Below are 22005 nucleotides of genomic sequence, written 5' to 3'. Positions count from 1 at the left end.
GAGCTGCGGGATCAGCAGGCACTGCCGCCGGAGATCCATGACGTCGCCGACACGTATGTTCGGTTCGACGAAAAGATCGCTGCCGCAGCGGCTTTCCACACTGCCGTGGTGCAAGTCGATCGGTTGGACCAGGAACTGACCACCTTGCTGGCCGCCGCCGCGACCGAGCTACCGGCCTCCGCCTCCGTCGCCGACCCGGCCGTTGCCGACCTGGCCGACTACGAACGTCCCCCCGCTGCGGCGGTTCACCTTGCGGGCACGGTGCCGAAGATCTGTGTTCCGCTGGTGCAGAGGGTGATTCGTGCGGTTGTCGAGGGTCCCGCCGCGGCCCGGATGCACCCGGTGTCGATCGATGACGCGACCGGTCGTGTCCGAGGTTGGTCGGATCTGGCGTTGGCCGCGGGGCTGGACGCGGACTTCCATGATGAGCCGCTCGGTGTGGGTGTCGCGGGTCTGGCCGCGGCGGTGACCGCAGTCCGTGGCGGCAAGCACGCCATCGCGGGCGTGATGAACCTCGGCCGGTTCGGTGATCATGCGTTCGCTGTGGTCAAGGTGACGCAGCAGTTGCTCGACGAGAACCCGGAACTGCGCGGACGGGTCGAGATCGGTGACATCGTGGTCCACGACAACGGTCACCCCGGTGCGTTCGAGGGCTGCTGGATCATCGGCGCCGCCGCGATCGATGCATGGGTGCAGGCGGCTGGTGTCGGTGTCGGCGATGTGGACGCGATTGTCTTCGACAGTCCTCGTGATCCGGAGTTCCCATTGCATCGTCGCCAACCGCTCGGGTTGGCGCAGCACCGCATGATCGGGGTCCGCCAGGACGGCGAACTCCCCGACACCGCGGAGCAACGCAGCCCACAAGCGTGGGAGCTGGCACAACAATTGGGCAACCGACTCGGTGTCGATGCCCGGCTACTCACCCAGGATCGGCTGCGGCAGGCGATTGAGGTCGTCAGTGCGCAGTTGCGGCAGTTCGATCACCGAGAATGGAGCTATCTCGTCACCGCGGGGCGGCCGAACAGGCTGACATGGTGGATCGCTCGACACATCGAACACCAATATCGGATCAGCACTGAGCCGGCCGCGGGAGAAGACCACAGTTCCCAGGCCGCGGCGTTGCGGCGGGACCTGGTGGCGATACTCGGGCTCGCCGAACTGCGGCCCGAATCCGTCGAAGGGCACGACGGTGCCTTCCAAACCGAGTTGGAGACCTTCGCGCGGCGGACGAACCGCGAGAGCGAATTCCAGCCGTTGCTGCAGCTGTCACTACAGTTCCTGGCCTTGGACCTGACGCAATTCCAGCCGCCGGTCGGCGAAGTCTCGACCGGTGTCGCCGCCGCGGAGACGGTGACCTTCGGTCAGGGTCGCACGAGCGGGATCGCCCAGCGCGACATCGCGATGGTGGCCCGCGTGGATCGGAGCGCGGTCGCCAAGGTGCTGCGGCACGAGCCGGTCGAACTCGACCTGCGCAGCAGGTTGCGAGTCTGGCTGGTCGCCGAACAGCTCGGATACACCTCGGCAGCGGAGGTGGCCGACGGCCTGCGTCGCCTGGAACAGGAAGCGGGCGGCGACCTCGACGCCACCGGCGCCGTGCCGCGGGCGGATGACCCGACCTACGCCGGGTTGACCCAGCACGCCCAACATGCCATCGGCCTGGCCGAAATATCCGAGGGCACTCTACGTTTCGACGGCGCCGAGAATGCGCTGGGATACGCCGAGGGCATCTGGGGACAGTTGTTCCGATCGCTCACCGCCGAGCGGAACCGTCAGCTCATGTCGGCCTGGGACGGCGGCAACATCGATGCCTTCAACGGGTTCTCCGTCCCCAACGAGGTGCTCTCCACCGCGGTGGATCAGCGACCGCCAGGCCATCTGGCATTGCCGCTGATCAATACGGTCGACGCCCTCGTCGCGGCAAAGCCGCTCGAGCAGGACCTGATCCTGGTGCTGGAACTGCGTGCAGGCAATGACCTCGACCCCGCGCAGCCGTGGATGATGCGTGATGCCCACCTGTGGGAGGTCGGCTACACCACCGGCGAGATCTTGGAAGCCGCCGGGGACCGGTTGCAGGACCAGAACCGACTGTTCCTGCGGGTGCCCGCCGGCACCAAGGCACTGTGGCATCCCGGACGCAAACAGTTTGTGCTGCAACGCAACCTCGACATCACCCTGACTCGGGTGCGCTACGACGGCGAGCGGTTCTTCGGCTATGGGGTTGCTGCCCCACTGCCGGTCGGACCAGTCGATGACACCGTGCCGGACTTCGGGTCCGTGTCACCCTACGATGCATTCGCCCCCAAGCCCGTGGTCCAGCCGCTGACACGGCACCTGATGGATGCCGGCGACAACGACTGTGCCACCCATGTGCAGCTGGCAGCCAAGATCCGGTTGGGTGCTCACGCAGCAAAGATCCGACCGGAGCCCGTCGAATCGGGGATGGACGGTCAGACGGATGAGGAACACGCGACCGCTTTGCGTGCCGGTTGGCGCGAAAAGCCCTACGGATTTGGTGCCGAAGGCCTGGAAGCAGCGCTGAACGCGGTGCGTTGGGACTCCATGAGCATGGTCGCGCTGCTGGTCGAAGTCATCCAGCCGGTCACCGAGGCCGGGATTTTGAAAGTCCGTCATGTCGGCCACCACGCCATCGGCTTCATGAAAGTCACCAAAGCCATGGCGGCCGCTTACCCGGTGCTGCACAACCACGTCGGCGAGATGGCGGTGTTGGACACCGCCGACCCGAAGGCGGTGTCCAACTGGATCGTCGGTGACGCAGCAATAAAACAGTGGAGGCAACGCGTCGCCGCCGGTGCGGGCCGCGTGGACGGTATCGAATTCAATTCCGTCGAAGAACCGAACGTGGAATGGAGTCGGCGCACCTCCCGGCTGTTCCCACCGGGCGAAGAACACTGGATCAGCGGGCGCCGCGATTCGATGCAGGCGGCCGACGGCGACGGGTCTGCGACGCAAGGCACGGATGTGTGGCAGGGCCGGGTCGCTGAGAATGGGACCCCGGTGTTCCGGCTGGGGGTGGACCAGCTTCCAGATTCTCCCGCGCAGCGGGCTGCGTTGCTGGCGGCTGTGACCGAGAGAGTGCCCAAGGTGCTTCGCCCGGCAATGCCGGATTCCATCGAGGAGTTCATCAGTGCGGTCGAGTCGCTCAACCCGCGCTACCAGAAGTACTGCGATCTGGCGTTCTTCCAAGGTGATCCGCCGAAGAACTCGAGTACGCTGCGAACCCGCATCGCGCACAGCTTGCACGAACGCTTCGAACCCAGAGGTGTGTACCAGGCGCCGACTCGGGAACCCGCGTCCGGCAGGACCGGAGTCTTCTCGCTGACCGATGAGGGGCTGTCTCCGAATCCGGTGTTCCGGCTTGGCGAGGACCAGCTTTCGGACCTGCGGCCGATCGAGCGCATCGCGCTGTTGGGAGCAGTCGGGTTGCGCGTCCCCGATGAGGTCCGCGATGCGATGGCGGGCGATCTCGAAACGCTGATGCGTGCTGTTGCGCAGCTGTCGCCCAGCCGGCGGATGTACTGCGACCTGGTGTATTTCCAGGGACTGTCCGACAGGGATGCCGTGGCGCGGGCCTTGGGCATCAAGCCCGCCTCGGTGGATGCGCTGGGCAACCAGGCGGTGCGCAGCATCCTCGACATCGTCGCGGAGCACCGGGCCCGAGCGGGCGCGCAGGCTCCGGAAGTGCCGTGGGTCGCCCCGAGGGCCGCGGATAGCGATGTTGCGGGGCATTCCTCGACACATCGGGCTCAGTTCGTGGTGCGTACGGAGCGCGATGCGCGTGGTCCGGACGGGGCGGCCGCACGTGCGTGGGATTGGCTCGCCGGACAGCTGCCCGGTTGGTCCGCGGAGCGCATTGATGACGTGGGTCTGGTACTTGCCGAGGTGGTCGGGCACGCGCTACAAGGAGGCAGCCTGGCCCTGCTGAGGGTGGAAACAACGGGTGCGCCGCACGACCGGGTAGCGCGGGTGACGGTCGAGGGCGCCGACGGTTGGTCGCTGCCCGATGGCATGTTCGACGACCACCCCGTGGTGGCATCCGGTGTCGGCTTGACGGAAAACGGTTCGAGCAGCGTCGCCTGGTTCGAGGTCCGGGACTTGCCGGTCGATGAGTTCATCGTCGCGGTCGCCGAAGCAGGACGACAGCGACGAGCCAAGACCGCAGCGGCCGGTGCAACACCCGTCACCGCGCCGGTGGAAGCTGGTCGGCCGGACCAGGAATCGAGCACCCCGCCGGCCATCGCGCCTGCGGCCGACCCTCGACAGCTGCCGGATCCGGCAGCCCGCCGTGCGATGTCGCCGTCGGAAGGTGACGGTGTCGCGAAGTGGGTCACCGTCACCCGGCACGAGCCGGGCATGGCCGGTGACGGCCCGTTCAACTGCGGCCCACTGGTGCAGTGGTTCGTTCGCGACGCCGCACCGGGTAATGCGGGTGCGGCGATGAACCCGAAGGATGCGAACGACCAGGCCACCGCGCTGTCGGGTACGGACAAGGTCGAGCTCGTCGCGGGCATGAACATCGGTTGGGGCGAACAGCATTTCGGTCTCGGCATCGCGGGTCTGGACGCGATGGTCAAGCACGTCGAGCGACTCGGTGGTGTTCTGGTCGGTGGCGTCGACCCGGCAGGTGATGGTCTCGGCCATGCATTCGTTGTCGCGAGGGTCGACGAAGATTTCGCCAGGAAGATGAATGCCTTGCCTGCCTCGGTGCGGGGCGAAACCGAGTTCGTGGTTGGTGAGGTGGTTGTCTTCGACAACGCCGCAGGGGGCTTGCTGCGCGGCAAGGCGGTCGAGGACTGGGTGAACTCCGGCTGGGTCGGCGTCGCGGAAGTTCACGTGGCGGGACTGGACGCCGACGGCAAGGCGCTGGTGGATGAAGCGGAACTCGCCGCCGAGGTACAGGCCGAGCGCGGCCCGGCGAGGAGGATCGGTGCGCGACCGGACGACAACGCCTCCGGTCGGGATCCGCAGCCACCGGGACACCGCCCGGACCCCGAAGCTATCGGCGGCAGCGAGTCGTCGGCCGAGCACGGTCTCGAAACCGTGGCCGCCGACGTCGAAGCCGTGGCGTTCGATCTACCGCCGCAACTGGATGCCCTGCACAGCGACCTGCGGGGCGAGGCGCAGCTGTTCCGGGGCGAACTCGAGGAAAGTATCGAGTTGTATTGCGGCCGATTCGGACTGGACATGACCGTGGATGTGGCGGATGTCGTCACTGATCTGCTGCGGCCTGGGTCGACAACCTGGCACTTCTGGTCAACCGAGCTTTCCGAGGCGCGCGATGTGCTGGCCGGATGGTTCGGCATTTCGCCGCAAGAGTTGCTGGACGACGACGCGGTCGCGGAAGAACTCGCGGACCGGCAGGGCACAAACGACGAGGCCGAGGAGAAATTCGAGCGGCTGCACGAGATCATGCGGTTCGCCGGGAAGTTCGGTCAATTGCAGGCGCGGGCCGAGGAGATCGGCGCGCTGCACGGGGCACTGCATGGTGCCCGGGCGCGGTTCGAGCAGGGTGTGGGGTCCGTCGACGATATCCGTCGGCTGACCGCACAGGCTGCTCGACTCGACGCGGTGGCCGAACAGATCCGGCAGCTGGAGATCTTCCGGACGCCGATCGGGCAGCCGTTCGACCGTGCCGCGAGCGCCGAGCGCGCCGTGCGGCTGACGCAATTGCGCGAACAGTTGCACACCGAACTGGTGGAGCTGGCGCTCAACCCGGTCGGTGTAGTCCGTGATGCCGCCGGTGTCACCGTAGGAACCGAATTGTCGCGTGCCCGTGCCGAAGCCCTCGCGGCACGTGGCGCGGCCAGGGAACAACTCGCCGATATCAGCCCCGAACTCCACGAGCCTGTCGACCTGACAGACCTGCGGGGCGAACATGCCCGGCTGCGCGAAGAGCGGGCACTGATTGTGGCCGGCATGGCGGCGATGCTCGACGGTGTGTCGCCACAGCAGCTGACAGCGGGCCGGATCGCGGCGACACCGGTGGAGTTGTTCGACCAGGACAACGCTGCGGTGTGGGAAGAGTCGGTGGAGGACCTGCAGGAGCTCGACGCTCTGCTGCCTGCTCTCGACGCCTTCGTCGCCGCGGACGACAGGGTGCGCCGGATCGACGCCGCCGAAGCCGCGGTGGCACAGGCTGCCGCCCGCCGCGGTGTGGCGCGCACCCGCTACACAGCGATCACTCGGGCGGACTGGGAGCTGGGCGACCGGGATGTCACCGGGTTGCTCCCCGGGTCTTGGTCTCACGCGGCCCGTCGGCTCCTGGCGGTGTCGTTGGTCACGGCGTTGCTGGACGACGCATTTCAGCACAGTGGTACTGCGCGGGTGACGCTGTGGGTATCCGGCTTCGGCGACTTGCACTGCACGGTCGTCGCCGATGGCCGGACGTTGCCGACGCCCGTGCTGCCGGGGTGGCAGTACGAGTGGGTCCCGAAGTTGGACCGGGCGGCCGATTCGTGGGGCTTCGCGGTGCGTAGCGATCCGGCGGGCCAGGAGGCCAGCTTCGTCCTGTCATCGTCGGACTACACGCCGCAGTACACACCGGACCCGTGGGCCACCTCCGATGCCGCTGGTGAGCCCGGGCTGGTGGACTTGACCGCAGGTGTGCTGATCAGCCGGGATCAGCGTCAGCTGCTCGCACAGGTCCGCGCCGATGTTGTCCAGCTCGCGGGCGGGCGCCGGAGTCAGACCCTGTTCCCGGAGCAGGCGCTGATGAACTTGGTCGAGAACGTGTTTCAGCACACCAGCGGGGACGCGTTCGTGACGGCGACGGTGACCGACGGTGTCTTGCGGGTCGAGATCACCGACAACAGCCATGAGCTGCCGGTGCTGAACTTCGGTTATCGTCCGGGCCGGGGTATAGCCATGGTGGACCACACTGCCCACGGGTGGGGCATCGAACGGCATCGACGCGGCAAAACGGTGTGGTTCGAGTACAAGCTCACCACGGCCACAGCGGACCCCGAGTCCGACTATCGGGCCGACACTGTGGCAGGCCTCCTGGACGAGTCGCGCGATTGGCTCGACGAGGACGTGCTGAGCAGCGGAACCGTTGTCGAGCTCGCCCAGTGGTCGCGCCGGACTTGGCACGCCGAGCTGGTCGGCTTCGAGAACGCCGAGCCGGCGGCGACCCGGCACCTGGTTCGGGGCTTGGACCACATGCTGGGCAGATATCGGCGGCAGATCGTGGTGCGCAATGGCATCGCCATCACCATCGGTAAAGTTGCCAACGGTAACGGCGTCGAGATCGTGGCGAGCCGATCCGAACGTGGCCGCGTCATCATCGAGTCGATTACGGTCGATCCGGGCTGTCTGTTCGGCCCACTGGAGCCCACCGACCAAAGGCTCTATGCCATGGCTGTCGGCGCGGTCGGCGGCGTCCTCGTCAAAGCAGGAGTCGGCCTCGAGCAAGCCTGGTTCCGGTATCTCTTGCAGCACTTCACCGGGTCGCGGCCCGAGCTGGGTAACGGTGCCGAAGCGGCGTTCGAGATCTGGGTGCGTGAGCAGCTCAGCGCGTCCGCATTGCCTTCCATCACCCGGATCGATCGACTCAGGCGACGTGCGGCCGCGTCGAAACGATTCGATGCGGAGCAGGCCGCGCGCGCGGCCGTGATCGAGGTGCAGGTCAACGGGTGGGAAAATGCCTCCGATGCGGCACGGGCGTTCTATCGACTGCTGTTCGCGCAGGTGCGCATCGACCCGGAGTCGCGCGGGCTCATCGACGCGGCGGTGCCGGATGGTCGCCTGCAGGTGCTGTCGCAATGGGGCGAGGCACACAACACCGTGCCGAAACTCGCCGAAGCTTTCACGAAGGACCACCACATCCCCGTGTCGGTGGCCGATGCCTCGGGTATCGATGTGAACAAGTTCCACGGCTTCCTCGAAGGGCTTCACATCATGCTTGCCGTGCACCCCGACGTCGAAATCTCCGAAACCGGTCTCCGAGGGATGAAGCTGGAGCACAAGACCGAGGTCGAGGGGAACAAGATCTTCGTCAACCCGACGTATCTGCGCAAGAACTATCCCACTGATTACGTCAATGGCTTCAGATACGGCACCAGCAGCTTTCTCGAGGACGCCTGTTTCCAATTCGCCAAGATCATGGTCGCCAATGCGGGCAGCGCCGTTATCGATGATGTCCTGCCCGCCCTGCTCTCGCGTTGGCTCCACGGGCGAGCCAACGGTCACTCCGATTACGCGGAAGACTTCTCCCGGTGGTTGAGGTCGCAGTTCGCCAAGTCCAGCTTCAGGTTTACTCGGGTCCAGGATCCGGACGCACAGCTGGACGCGGCCGATGCCGTTGCCGAGTCAGTCGCCAGAATCCTGAGCGGTGGAGAGCGCATCACCGACGGGCACAAGATGCTCTATGCGGTGTTCGAGAAACACCGCCCTGCACCATGGAGTGGCCCGAACATTGTGTCGGCCTCGGGCGGCGACGTGCGAATCCCCTATGCGCTGCCGGACGCTATGCGGAAACGACTGCGGGAGAAACTCTCAAATGCGTCGAAGCACCAGTTCCGCGCTGCCGATATTCGGGGCCGGATGGAGCGGCGTGCCCGCGATGTCGGTATCGATCCGGGGTGGATGGGTCCGCGCCAGCTGGCGACGCAACTCCAGGCGACGGACGTGAGCACCGCTGCCGCCGCGGATCTGGCGGAATACGAGCACGCGAAGAGCGCGTCGGAACACATCCGCGCCGACGTGGCCCTGGACGCCGGCGATCACTATCTGCAGCTGGAGCACGCACAAAGCCTGCCGGAGCTGCCTGCACACCGGCATGTTGGGCTGGTCGGCGAGAACATCGTCCTTGTCGTAGCGGCTGAGCCCGACAACGTGCTCGACGCGCCGACTCTCGCGGGCTTGCGGCGGCAGGGCAGGGATGTCGTCCATGTGCGGATCCATGTGGACAACGACGGCTACCTATTCACCTCGAAGTACCGCAAGATCGACGGCGAGGGCGACGATCCGGATGGCGGAGTGGCCACGGATCCGCCCGACGGACCCTCGCCCGGATCGAGTCCGAACGATGCTCCCGCCACCGGCGACGTGCAGGCAGAGGTCCGCCCCGGCAAAGGCGCGATGTCAGATCCTGCCCGCGACAACACATCTGCCGGCGATGTCGGCAACCGGGCTCTCAATTCTCCGCTGCCGGGGCATGCCGAGGGTGTGCATCGTCGTGCTGGCGTGCCCGAGATGTCGCTGACTCCCGACGGCACCGGCGAGTTCGCGACTTCGGGTACCGACTGGCGCAACCGGCTGAAACGCGATGTAGACCGGGCACAGCAACTGGATGCGCTCACCGCCGTGGTACGCCGGGTGTTCGCGACGCAGCCCGAGAACGTACCCGACATCGTCAAAGCCTTTGTGGCGCAACCGGAGCAGGCGCTCGCGGACTGCCCGGCCGACATGCCGGAAGCCGATTTCGAGGCACTCAGCGAGGCGACTCGGTATTTCGTCGACGTCAACCGAGCCGACGCGCGCGGCGCGCAGCGCATGCGGGACAAGGCGGATCAGGAAGCGGCCCGGATCAAGCGCGACCGCCTCGCCCGAGCAGCCGGGCAGCCGGTCGCGGACACCGATACCCACCCGGTGGAGCCGCCGCCGGAGGACGGCCTCTGCGCGCCGTTGGCAGGGCAAGCGGCCAACGACTACTACCACGGTGTGCGCGCTGGTCAGCGTGCCGTCGCAATGCCTGCGGTCGCGATCGACGAGGAGGGCACCCCGGGTGCCGCGCTGTCCTGGATGGTCGGCGGGCATGCCGATCCCATCCTCGAGGGCGTCGACAGCCAGACCGAGAGTGGTGAGCAGCTCGACCACGGGGTGGCCGGCCACCAGGCCATCGCAGCCAAGCTGCTCGGAGTCGATCCCGAACAGCCCCACACCGAAAAGCAGCGCGAAAGTAACCACCGCCGCGGCATGTTGGTGATCGACACCTTCCTCGGTGACGGTGAGTCCGAACCGCGCGCACACGCCTACTTCGTGGTCAACCACAACGGAGAACTGCTGAAATTCGACCGCAGCGGCAATCTGGTCGGCGAGTTCGTCCCTGCCCACGCGGCGGGGCTGGTGGCCTACACGCACGGTATCGAGCTCGACGCCGAGGGCAATCCGGTCCGCCCGCTGGAGGAGACCCTGGACTCGCGGGACGACCAGTCCCTCGGGACGGATCCGGATGCGTCGGCCAACCGGTCGTCGGGGAAAGCTGCGGATGCGTCGGCTGACGGGTCGCTGGGGGCGGATGCGAATACGTCATCCGACCAGTCCCCTGAAACGGACCCGGACACGTCCCCCGGCAAGCCGCGCCGCCTACACATCGGCAACGTCACCGGCCGTCACTCCGGCGACAGCCCGAGCCACGAGCCGAGCGCGGTGCCGAAACCGACTCCAAGCAGCACTGACAAGGCGGCCGAAAACGAGGCCGTGGGACCGGTTCCGGGGAGCACACTGGCCGCGTTGCGGTCGGGCAAGTTTGCTGACAGCCCGGATATTCCGGCAAGGGCTGTGGTCATGGCTGCTTTGGCTGGCGGCAAGGAGTCGGTGGAGGAGTTCTGGAGTGCTGTTGATCGGTTGAATTCCGAGGACCAGAAGCTGCTTTTGAAGCTGAAGTTCGATCCGGCGGAGGGGCAGTTCGATCTGAAGCCGGGGCAGAAGTTTCCCACCCTGGGGCAGATCGCGGCTCGGATGCCTGAAGGTACTGATGTCGCTTCGGTACAGAAGCGTGCTTATCGCCTGGTGGCCGAGAGACTCACCGGTGGCAATCCGCCTGCCGACCAGGATAGTCCGGCAATAAAGGTGATCAAGGCTGCTTTGGCTGGTGGCCCGGAGTCGGAGTCGGCGCAGGCGGTCTGGCGTGCGGTCGACAAGTTGAAGTCCCGCTACCAAAAGCTGTTCATGACGTCGAGGTTCGGGCCCGCGAAACTCGAGCTGCGGCAGATCGCACGTTTGTTGCCTGTGGGTATGGATGTCAAGTCGCTACAGAAGCGTGCTGTCGCCGAAGTTGCCGACAAACTTGCCCGTCGCGCAGCGGATAGTCCGGCTCCCCGTGAATTTACCCCGCGGGAAGCGCTCGTCGCGGTCGAAATTGCGTGCCAATCACACTGGGAGACGGTGTGGCCGATCGCCGAGAAAGAGCTGAGCCCCAGACAGCAGGAGTACCTCACGACGCGGTTCAAGCTGGGCTTGAAACCGAAAGCAGCGGCGAAGGCACTCCGTCTGGACCCCCCGGCGTACCGTCAGTTGCGGTACCGCACTGTGCTCGCGCTTGCGCCATTGTTGCCCGCGGAGCTTGTGTCCGCCGCTGACGGTACACACGCCATCCCGGAGGATCTGCCGCCTCGGTCGAGTAGTGCGGCGTTGGACGCGGTCGAGGCTGCTTCGGCCCAGGTTGTCCTACAACCGCGGGATGCGTTGTCGGCAGTCGCAGAGGCGTGTACGGCGGACTGGGAGACGGTGTGGCCGATCGCCGAGGAAGTGCTGAGCCCCAGACAGCAGGAGTACCTCACGACACGGTTCAAGCTGGGCTTGAAACCGAAAGCAGCGGCGGAGGCACTCGGTCTGGACCCGCCGACGTACCGAAAGTTGCAGCGCCGCGCTGTAGTCAAGCTTGCGCCGTGGTTACCCGCGGAACTTGTGTCCGCCGCCGACGGCACCTACGCCGCCTCTTCGGCGGGCCTGGACGCCTCCACCCAGTCGACCGCCGCGCCTGCGGCTGACCCGCGACAGCTGCCGGATCCGGCAGCTCGCCGCGCGCTGTCGCCGTTGGAAGGTGACGGCGTCGCGCAATGGGCGAACGTCGACGGGCACAAGCGGCAGGGCAACGCCGAACGCGGCCTGTTCAACTGCGGTCCGCTGGTGCAATGGTTCGTTCGCGACGCCGCTGCGGGCAATGCGGGCGCTGCGATGCACCCGAAGGATGTGAACGACCAGGCCACCGCCATGTCCGGCATGGACAAGGTCGAGCTCGTCGCGGGCATGAACATCGGTTGGGCCGCACAGCATTTCGGTATCGGCACCGCCGGTCTGGCCGCCATGGTCGAGCACGTCCGTAAACTCGGCGGCGTTCTGGTCGGCGGCGTCGACCCGGCAGGCAACGGCCTCGGCCACGCCTTCGCCGTCGCGAGGGTCGACGAAGGCTTCGCGAGGAGGATGAACGCCCTGCCCCCAGCGGTGCGCGGCGGGCCCGAGTTCGTGGTCGGCGAGGTCGTCGTCTTCGACAACGCCGCGGGCGGCCTGCTGCGCGGCGAAGCGGTCGACAAGTGGATGGTGTCCGAATGGGTCCGCTTCGCGGAAGTCCACGTGGCGGGCCTGGACGCCGATGGTGCTGTGGCACTGGTGGATACCGATGAACTCGCCACCGAGGTGCAGGAGAAACGGGGTCCGGCGAGGAAGCTCGGTGTCGGGCCGGTGGAGCCGTCGGGCACGGCCGCTCCCGGTGACGCGTTCGCGCCGTTGCCCGACGGGTGGAATGTGGGGTCGGCGCGGCTGTTCGAACCCGATCCGCGGCTGGCGGAAGCGCTGCAGCGCAACGCTGCCCGGATGCGGGCGTCGAGCGAACGTGGCGAGGCGGCGCTGCAAGCGCTGCGTAACCGGTTCCTGCAGCAGGGGGTAGATCCGTCGGATTCGACGGCCATGGAGCTGACGGTGTGGTATCTGTCGGCGCTGCGACCCGCGATTGCGGAGTTGTTCGAGCGGGTGGAAGCGGTCCTATCGATCGAGGCCCCGACAGTGGAGCCCGTGGGCACCGATGGTTTGGCGGATGCGCTCGGTGTGGTGGAAGCGCTGTCGCATGTGCTGGATCGTCTGCGCGGCCTTGGTGAGCAGTCGCCCGCCCGGCAAGAGGCGGAGCAGATCGCGACGCAGTTCCATGCCGACCTGAGGAGTCTGTCCGAGCAGACCGCCGAGGTGCTCGACGCCGAGGGCAGTGTGCGAGAACTGCTGCAGCAGAGCATGAGCGAGGCAGTATGGGTCGTGCGGCGGGCCGAGAGCCGGGGCAGGGGATATTGGCTACATCCAGGGGTGTGGTCCCTTCCCGATAGTCCGCAGCGGTTGCTCGTGGTCGGCGAGCAACCGACGTCCATGGTTTCGGTCGACGAGCTCACGCGGTGGCGCCGGGACGGGTATGCCGTCACCCTGCTGCAAGTCGGCGTCGGTGAATTGGACGGCGCGATCTGGGTACGTGAAGTCCGCCAGTCGTCATATGTCAACAATTACGCGGGCGACTCCAACTACGGAATTTGGGGGCGGATCGATCAGGATGGAGTGCTGAGTGCCGAAGTGCGGGTCGGCCCCGGCACATTGTCGGGTCAGGAGATGTTCGCCGACCTCATGCGTGCGCTCGGCGACCAGGTCGAGGCCATTCAGGATTTCTGGACCTCCGGCGATGAATTCCGCGACCAGCTGGACAGTTTCAATGCCGGCATCCAGAACTGGCTGACTCCGCAGGAGGCAGCGCGCCAGACGTTCACCGCGAAGATGGTCGAACGGCTCGGGTTCACCGAGATTGTCTTCGGAGACCAGGAGCTGGCTCGGTTCGGTATCGAGGACAGCGGGCTGGTAGGACGTCCCGGCGAGTACATCGGTGTGAAGGTGCGATTCGTCCGACCGGAACGGGCGGTCGTTGATGCCGCCGAGGATGCTGAGGTGGAGTCGGTTTCGGCCCTGCCCGAGCACGGCGATGTCGAGCTCGCACCGGGTGAGTTGCTGGTGTCCGATCCGGACGGGACAGCGCTGGTCTTGACGAACGGGGGGGTGCTGGCAGCCGTTCCGGATGCGGTGTTCGACCGTATTGTCTTCCGGTACTTCGGATTCCAGCCGGACGTTGGATTGACAGTCGAGAACGGAGTGGCGCACGAGCTGTTCCGGGTCCTCGCGCCGGGTGGCATGGTTCGGATCGAAACCGATCTGCGACCGCGTCGCGGGGATGCGATGGTCGGGATCATTACGCGGAATCTGCGTACGGCCGGTTTCGTCATCGGCCAAGCCGTTGCGAGGAACGGGCACTACACGATTACCGCGAGCCGCCCGGACGGAGGATCGGAACTTACCGCGATGCCAGCGGATACGCCGGAAGCTGTGCCGGGACTCGCTTCAGTCATCGCGTCGTCGGGCAATAGGTTTCAGCCGGATCTGGCTTACGCGATCGATCCCGAGCTGGATCCCGAGTCCGGCCTGCCGCGGTGGAGCGCTGTCGAGTTCCCCGGCCCGGGAAGGGCTTCGGCAGCAACCGCTGCAAAACATCCGGCGAATGTCCCGGATGCAGACGACGCCACCACACCCGGCGAATCCGAGCAGTCAGCGCCGGATAGCGATAAGAGCGGGCAATTCGGGCGTGAACTGACCGGACGTGAGATCGAAATTCTCCGTTTGGTCGCGAAGGATTTGGACAATGCGCAGATCGCGAATTTGCTGCACCTGTCTGCGCTCACCGTCAAAACGCATCTCGCCAGAATCGGCAAGAAGCTCGGTACTTCCGACCGTACCGCGGCCATGGTGGTGGCGCTGCGTCGGGGGATTCTCGATGTGTCGGATCTGCTTGTGCCTCCTGGTCGCTCGCGACCGGGCAGTGGCGGCCGTGGGTCGTACGGCCGTGAGTTGTCCGAGCGTGAACTTTCGGTTCTCGAGTTGGTTTCTCGAGGCATGGACGACAGTGAGATTGCTCAACGTCTCTACTTGTCCGTGAACACGGTCAAGAGTCACCTCAAACGAATTCTCGACAAGTTGGGCGCGAGGTCCCGGACTGGTGCAGTGGCGGTCGCCGTGCGGAGCGGAATCCTGGATATCGCGGCTATTTCTGTCCCCGGTTCGATTCTGGACGAAGGGATGTACGGTGACGAGAGGGTTGGGCCGCCCACGGCTCTGCCTGGCGCCGGAGGTTCCGCGCAACGCTCGTCACGCTCTGGGCAACCGTCGTCGGTAGCTGCCAAGGCTGACGGCGCATCAGAAACCGACCGCAGGTTTGTTCAGTCTCTGTCGTGGCTGGTGGCCGCATTCGAAACCGGTGAGCCTGACGAGGACACCGACCGCCTGCGTCAGGCGCTGGTGCAAATGACCCAAGGGCAGCTGAGCCGCGCCTTCAACTCCGGTAATTTGACGCCGATCCACAAGCGGGACCTTGCGGGGGCGATGCGTGCCGTGGACCAAGGTCAACAAACGCTCAGCATTTCCCAGCTCGGCGCGGTCAAGAAGTTGGCCAGACTGGTGTATTCGTATTCTATCGGGGCCGGCGACTCGTCGAGTTCCATGCTTGGGCGAGGGGCACAACCTGGCTCGGTCGAGTCGCGGTCTGGACGGCCCGACCTGCGGAGCGGTCTCCCGCAGTCGCGCGAGGACGACGACGCGTCCGGTTCTGCGTCGTCCGAGTCGGTCGCCGTAGATCCGGATCAGGGACACCCAGATAGCGATTCACCAGCCCGGGTACAGAACACGGCGGATCTTGCCGAGCCGCAGGAAGCGCCGGGTAGCGGCGAGACCGAGCTTGTCGACCGTGCACTGACTGGTCGTGCGCTCGAGGTTCTTAGGTTGATGGCCCAGGGTTTGGAGACCGCCGAGATCGCGGAGTCGATGGGTATCGCGCAAGGCACGGTCTCGACGCGTATCACGAGGATCTACCTGAGACTCCGTACTTCTGGTCCGCTCGGGTCCATTGTCGTGGCGTTGCGCCGCGGAATTCTGGATATAGGCGATCTTCCAGCGCCGCCCGATCGACAGTCGTCGGATAGCGGCGAGCTTTCCGAACGCGAGGCTTCGGTTCTCGGCCTGGCGGCGCAGGGTATGGGTATCTTTCAGATCGGAAAACTCGCCGGTACATCCGCGTTCCGGGTTCTGGCAGATATTCAAAATATCAACGCGAAGCTGGGCACTTCGAACCTGGTCGGTTCTGTCGCGGCGGCGATACGTGGTGAACTCCTCGAGCTCGAACATCTCACCGTATCGCACCAGGAGAATTCGAGGATCGATAATGCCTTGAGCAATCGGGAGATCGTGGTCCTCTATTGGATTGCCCAGGCGTTCGACAACGCGGAGATCGCGGAGGAACTGGGTCTGTCCGAGGACACTATCCGTTCGCATGCCCACCGGATCTTCAAGAAGCTCGGAACTTCGGGTCGGATAACATCCATGATGGCGGCGCTGCGAGGCGGGATCCTTGGTGTCCTGGATCTATCGGCTCTGTATTATCAGGGCATATCGGGAAGTGCCGACAGTAAGTTATTCGGTAGTCGGTTGTCCAAACGTGAAATCCAGATTCTGGCTCTGGCGGCTCGGGGCTTGACGAATGATGAGATCGGTCGGGAGCTATTCATATCCGACAACACCGTCAAGAGTCACATGCTGCGAATTGGATACAAGTTAGGCACCGGGGGGCGGCTCGGTGCCGTTGCGGTGGCGATACGCAGCGGAATTTTGGATATCGAAGGTCGCCCGACGCGTGCAGTGTGGGCGCTGGATCTGTCGTTGCTGGAGGAAAGCTCTGCCGACAGCGCAGATGCCGTGACGAAGTTCGTGCGTATCCTTCGCGATGCGTTGCCGGAGTTGCGGGTCTGTCCATCCCGGCAACTTCTGCAGGACGCCCTACAGCGGGCGATTGTCTCCGATCGGTTGCTTGCGGGTTCGCAGGTTCCCGGAGGACGGGCTGTCGCTCTGCGGCTCGGACTGCCATGGCGCACTGTTGGCGCGGTTTACGACCAGTTGCAAGTCGATGGCTATCTGGTAACCCAGGAGCATGCAGGCCGGGTGGTGACCAGTCACGACAAGTGGGTCAAGTGGGCTAGCGAACGCGAGGCGCACCGGTTGCTCGAGATGCTCGGGATCGGACCATTGGTCGCCGACGGACAAAGGGCTGAGGCCCGAGACTATCGGCTGCGGCTGTTGGACGCTTTGCGCGAGGCGATTCGGGATGGCCGATTGGCCGTAGCCGATGCGTTGCCACGAGTTGAGGCGCTGAGTTCGCACTCGGGGTTGGCGCGGGATTCGGTGGACTGGGTCTATCGGAACTTGCAGGCCGAGGGCTACCTGGAGCGTCGAACCGGCGTCGGCACCAGGGTGGTGCGTCGCGATGGTGGTACCGGTGAGCCCACCGAGTTCGACCAAGACAAGCTCGAGATTGCTCGGCTGATGGCCTGGGGTTTGTCGAACGCGCAGATCGCGACGAGGCTGGGACTAGCCCCGAGCATCGTGAATTCTCACGTCGAAGAGCTCTTCGTACGGCTCGGTATTTACGACCGGACCGCGGCCGTCGTGGAGATGCTGCGTCGCGGTGCCCTGAAGAAGGAGATACTGGCTGCGCTCTATCCGGAGACACCGAGTTCGCCGGACTTGTCCCATCGTGAGATCGAGGTTCTCGGTTTGGCCGCTCTGGGCCTGTCGGACAAGCAGATCGGCGACGAGCTGGGTCTTTCCTCGAGGACCGCGCGGGGACAAATCGGCCGTGTCAACGCGAAGCTCGGTACTTCCGACCGGACTCAGGCCGTGGTAGCGGCGATATGTCGAGACATTCTCGATGCGGAGCTCGTCAGCCACCGATTCATGCGTCACCTCCGGGCTGTGTTGCAGGGGATATCTGAGCCGGCTGGCCGCTACCTGGGGCCGCAGCTGCGGATAGCGATTCGATCCGGTGTGCTGGCACCGGGTTCGCAGCTGCCCGAGGCGGCGGATCTCGGCCGGCATCCGGGACTGACGCAGGATGCAGTGGGGCGGGTTTACGCCCAGTTGCGGGTCGAGGGTTACCTGGTGGAGAGCCAAGAGCCCAAGGGGCCGACGGTGGCGGGTTCCGGTCTTTGGCCAAGCGACCATGGGGCCTATGATGACCCGGGTTTGGCGACAGCCGGCAAGTTTTCTCCCGCGCGGCTTTTGGAAATACTCGAGTCCAGGGCGCACGAATTCGAATTCCGTACGGACGCTGCAGCACTGGCTCGCGCACTGATCGCGGCGATCCGCCGCGAGGACTTGCTGCCGGGCCTGAGGTTGCCCATAATTCGGGACTGCGCTGAGATCGTCGGGATGTCGACCAGGCAGGTCAACAGGGCTTACCAGCAGCTGTACACCGATGGATACGTGGTCTACCACAAGACCACGGGAAACCAAGTCACAAGTCCGGACAACTGGCCGGATCGACCACCAGCAATCGAGCGGCGCCCCGACACGTCGACCTCCAATGCCGTCGGCGGGGAAAGTCTCTCGACGCCGCGCAGCGGTGTCCATTCACCACACCAGGGCGTAGCGGACGGTGCGGGGTCTGTGCCGGCGGAGTTGGGGCTCGGGTGGACGGCCGAACGTCGTGGCATCGTGGTCGAGACGCCGACCGGAGTGGAACCAGTTGTGGCGGGGTCTCCTACGCGCACAAGCGGTTCGCCGACGTCCGGTGATGCTGTCGCCGAGTACCAGCGGCCGGATGATGCAGGGCTTGGTCGGAATGACGGGCCGGCCGGGAACACGGTTGCGCCCCAACTGGTTCCGATGGTTGAGCCGGCCGCAGCCCCGAAGCCGATGGGTGTCGTGGCACGGACATCGGAGTTGCCGTCGGTTCCGGTCGGCGATGGTGTCGCGGCTCATGTCGTGCTGGAGGGTTCGACGGGCGAGCGCGAGGTGGAAGCCGAGCGACTCGGGTTCGACGTCGGCAACCCACGCGGCCGGGTCACCATCGCTCAGGTCGCGGAGCGTGCGGGAACGAGTTCGACCACGGTCGAACGGGTACTCGCGAACCATTCCGTTGACCTGTGGACCCGGGAACAGGTCCTGGAGGCAATCCGTGACCTCGGCTACCAGGTGTCCGGCGGATACGGCCGTGGCCGGGCGACCAAGGCTGACGGCAGCGTGGTGTCCTGGGAATGGGATCAGATCGGCGCGCATCTGCGGCCGGGTGAACGGATCTGCGGTGCTCTGGTGCAGGAGGAGGTCAAGGATTTCCTCGGCCCTCAGGGCGAGGGGATCAAGCCCGTCAAGATCAGCAAGACCCTCGCGGCACAGGGGATGACCGGTGCCGCCTTCGCCGGAGGGCTCGGCGCGAACTGGGAGGCGTCGCCGTTCGGTCACGGCCTCGACGGCTTGAAAGCCGTGGTGGAACACGTATGGCTGCACGGCGGCGCGATCGCAGGCGCGATGGACTTCGGTGGCAAGGGCGCCCACGCGTTCGCGGTGTTCAAGGTGACCGAGGAATACGCCGCCCGCAACAAGCACCTGAACCTGAAAGTCGGCGAGGTCGTGGTGTTCGACAATGCCGTGGGCGGCATCGTGCGCGGCGCCGACGTCGACACCTGGATCGCGGAGGCAGTGGCCGCTGGGGCAGGCGAGATCAACGGGATCATCTTCGAAGAAGACGGTACGCCGAAGGATCCGCTCGGCCCCGACCGCAAGCCGAAACCGGACCGTGGCCCGAAGGGCCGGATCGGCGCGCGCGGTCGGGTTCCGGAGGATCCGCACGACGAGGTCGACCTCCCCACTCCGCCCGCGACGCGCGGCACGGTGGCGACGTTCGAGTCCGCGGATGATCCGAACCTGCTCTGGATGCAAGAACTGCGCGATCGGGGGGTGGATACCGAACAGACGATGTCCTACCTGACGACGATCTGGGATTTCTTGCGGCACGACCCGAAATGGGCATTGGATACTGAACGCGGCTACGGTGCCATCGTTATGTTCGGCGGACCGGACGACGGCGGGGCGGCCGTTGTCGCGAACCTGGTTCGCGAGCTTGGTCGGGCCGATATCCCCGTGGTGTTTTCCGGTTGGCGCGGTGAGGCCGCCAAGTTCAGGTCGGATGCGGTGAAACTGGACCAGGGCCTGAAGGCTGGCCAAATCATCGAGGAGCCGCGCGCCCAGAACACCAGGGAAAATGCGAAGTACTCCGTAGAAGAACTGCAAAAGCGCGGTCATGACGTCGAATCCATCATCGTCGTCTGCGCACCGCAACACGCGCGTCGCGTATGGGCGACGATCAGGAAGCAGTCTCCAGACGTCAAGCACATTTCCGTCGTCACGGCGCCGGTTTCGGTGGAGAACTACATCCGCTACGGAATGCGATCCGATTCCCATGAGGATCCGACTCCGGATCAGATTGTGGTGGAGATCCTGCGTGAAATTAAGGGTCTGCGGGAGTCTCCCGGCAGGGGGCACATCGTCGAACAAGCGATCCCGGGTCACGTGCTCTCGGCGTACCACAACTTGATTGGGACGTTCCTTCGACCGTTTGTCGAACAGCTTGTCGCACTGGGCTTTCCGGATCAGGCTGTCACTCTGATGCAAGAACGATTCGGGGACAGAGTATTTGGATGGGTTCACGATCGTGTACGTCAACCTCAGCTGGCGCGAGAAATCACCGACGAGGCGTTCGCGGTTGCGGTCGATCGCTTCGGCGAGATCGGTGAACTCGGCGAGATCGGTGAAAGGGGCGTCGAAGAATGGGTTGTCGTCAACGCCCGAAAACTCATGGCCGAGTACGAGAACAACGTCCGGGCCGATACCGTCGCCCGGGCTGTGCCGTTGCCTGCGGACCTGGACGAGGTCTCGAATGTGACCGGGGCAGCTAACGCCGAGATGGCCGAGTCGGCTGTGTCCGCTGAACTGCGGCAGGGCGGAGATACTGCGGAGCAGCGGGAATCTGCCCCGGCACCGGGACACCAGCCTGGCCCGTGGGCTGATCATCCCGACCTGAATGCTGCCGATTACACGAATACGTATGGGACACGAGATTACGGAGTCCACGCGGAGATCGAGGATGGTGTTCTCCGTGTCCGCATAGAAGTCGGCCCTGGGACACCATCAGGGCGTGAGATGTTCCGCCATCTCATGGATTCCCTTCCTCGTCCGGTGCATGAGATCCATGAACACTGGAATTTCTACAGCCTTTCGCACGAGTTGATTCGTGGACATGACGTGACTCCCGCGAACGAGCGTGGGTGGCGGGGGGACAACCTCGAAACCTTCAACGCCCTCATGCAGGACTTGTTTCTCTCCCCCGAGGAAGCGGCACGGCACACCTTCGGCGGAAAAATGGCGGCCGAATACGGTTACACCCGAGTTCAAATTGTCTCCCTCAAAGGCGACGATGGCACGGGCCCAGCAGAAGGTCATCGTTTCTACGGTGAATTCACCGAGGTCGATGTGCGATTCTGCAAGCCGGAGGACCCCGCACATCCCGCCGAGGGCGGCGCTCACGACACCTCGGAAGCCCCCGCCGCCGATACGGATGGTCCAGCGGAGGTTCGCCGGCAGGAGCCGGTCGCCGACGTGTTGTCCGGTGACGGTGTGGTGGCCCTCGACGAGGACGCGCCGGCTGTGCCCGAGTACGGCATGTTGGCTCCCGACCATCCTGTCCTGCACCGTCCGAAGTCTCAGACGTTCCAGCTCCGGGTGGTCCGTGACTGGCAATTCGACGACGGGCAGCGCGGCACGGCGTTCCTCCGGCCGGATGACACGCCCCACACCACCGAAGGGGCGGGAGGCGACCCCATCATCCTCGGGCGGAACCCCCAGGACTACTACAGCGGCGACCATACTCACCGGGACGCGTACGCTGGCTATCTGGAGAAAGGAAACGGGCCCGGAATCGCGGGTGTCGGGACGGCGTGGTTCGTCGAGGGCCGACTCACCGAGGTCAACTCGTTGGGCGGGCCGCCGTTGGCCAACGCGTGCGCCGACCCGAAGAACGCCGCGACCCTGCTGTTCGACCTGGTTGAGGCCGGCGTCGATTTCGATACCGCCGAATTCGATCCCGACGACTTCGCGCCGCCCGGTTTGCTGTGGCAGAACCGGTTCGCGGAGCTGTCGTTCGACGACGTGCTCGAGGGCCGCGGCCGTGACGTCGCTTGGTTGCTCATGGGATACGGCCACGGTTTCTCGGTGGACCTCGTCGGAATGGAAAGCTCGGGCGACGGCATCGAGGTGACGTTGAAGCTCGACCCGGTTCGCGGCAAACCTGGTCAGGTCACGGTGGCGCTGAGGCGGGTGGATGGCGTCGCGACGGTGGAGCTTCGCGATGTCGATCTGGGTGCGGAG

General features: G+C 65.3%; 1 protein-coding gene (cut by both window edges). It reads left to right on the top strand.

All 22005 nt of this window come from inside a single coding sequence — locus ACLMAL_RS00570, sigma-70 family RNA polymerase sigma factor, on the top strand. Of the gene's 104907 coding nucleotides, 60915 precede the window and 21987 follow it; the stretch shown corresponds to coding positions 60916-82920 — codons 20306 (complete) to 27640 (complete); the first complete codon in view begins at position 1. The start codon and the stop codon both lie outside this window.

The sequence above is a fragment of the Nocardia sp. CWNU-33 genome (assembly GCF_046764895.1).
In the GTDB taxonomy this organism is placed as follows: domain Bacteria; phylum Actinomycetota; class Actinomycetes; order Mycobacteriales; family Mycobacteriaceae; genus Nocardia.
The sequence above is the reverse complement of the archived record's forward strand: the minus strand, read 5'-3'. Positions and strand labels throughout refer to the sequence as shown.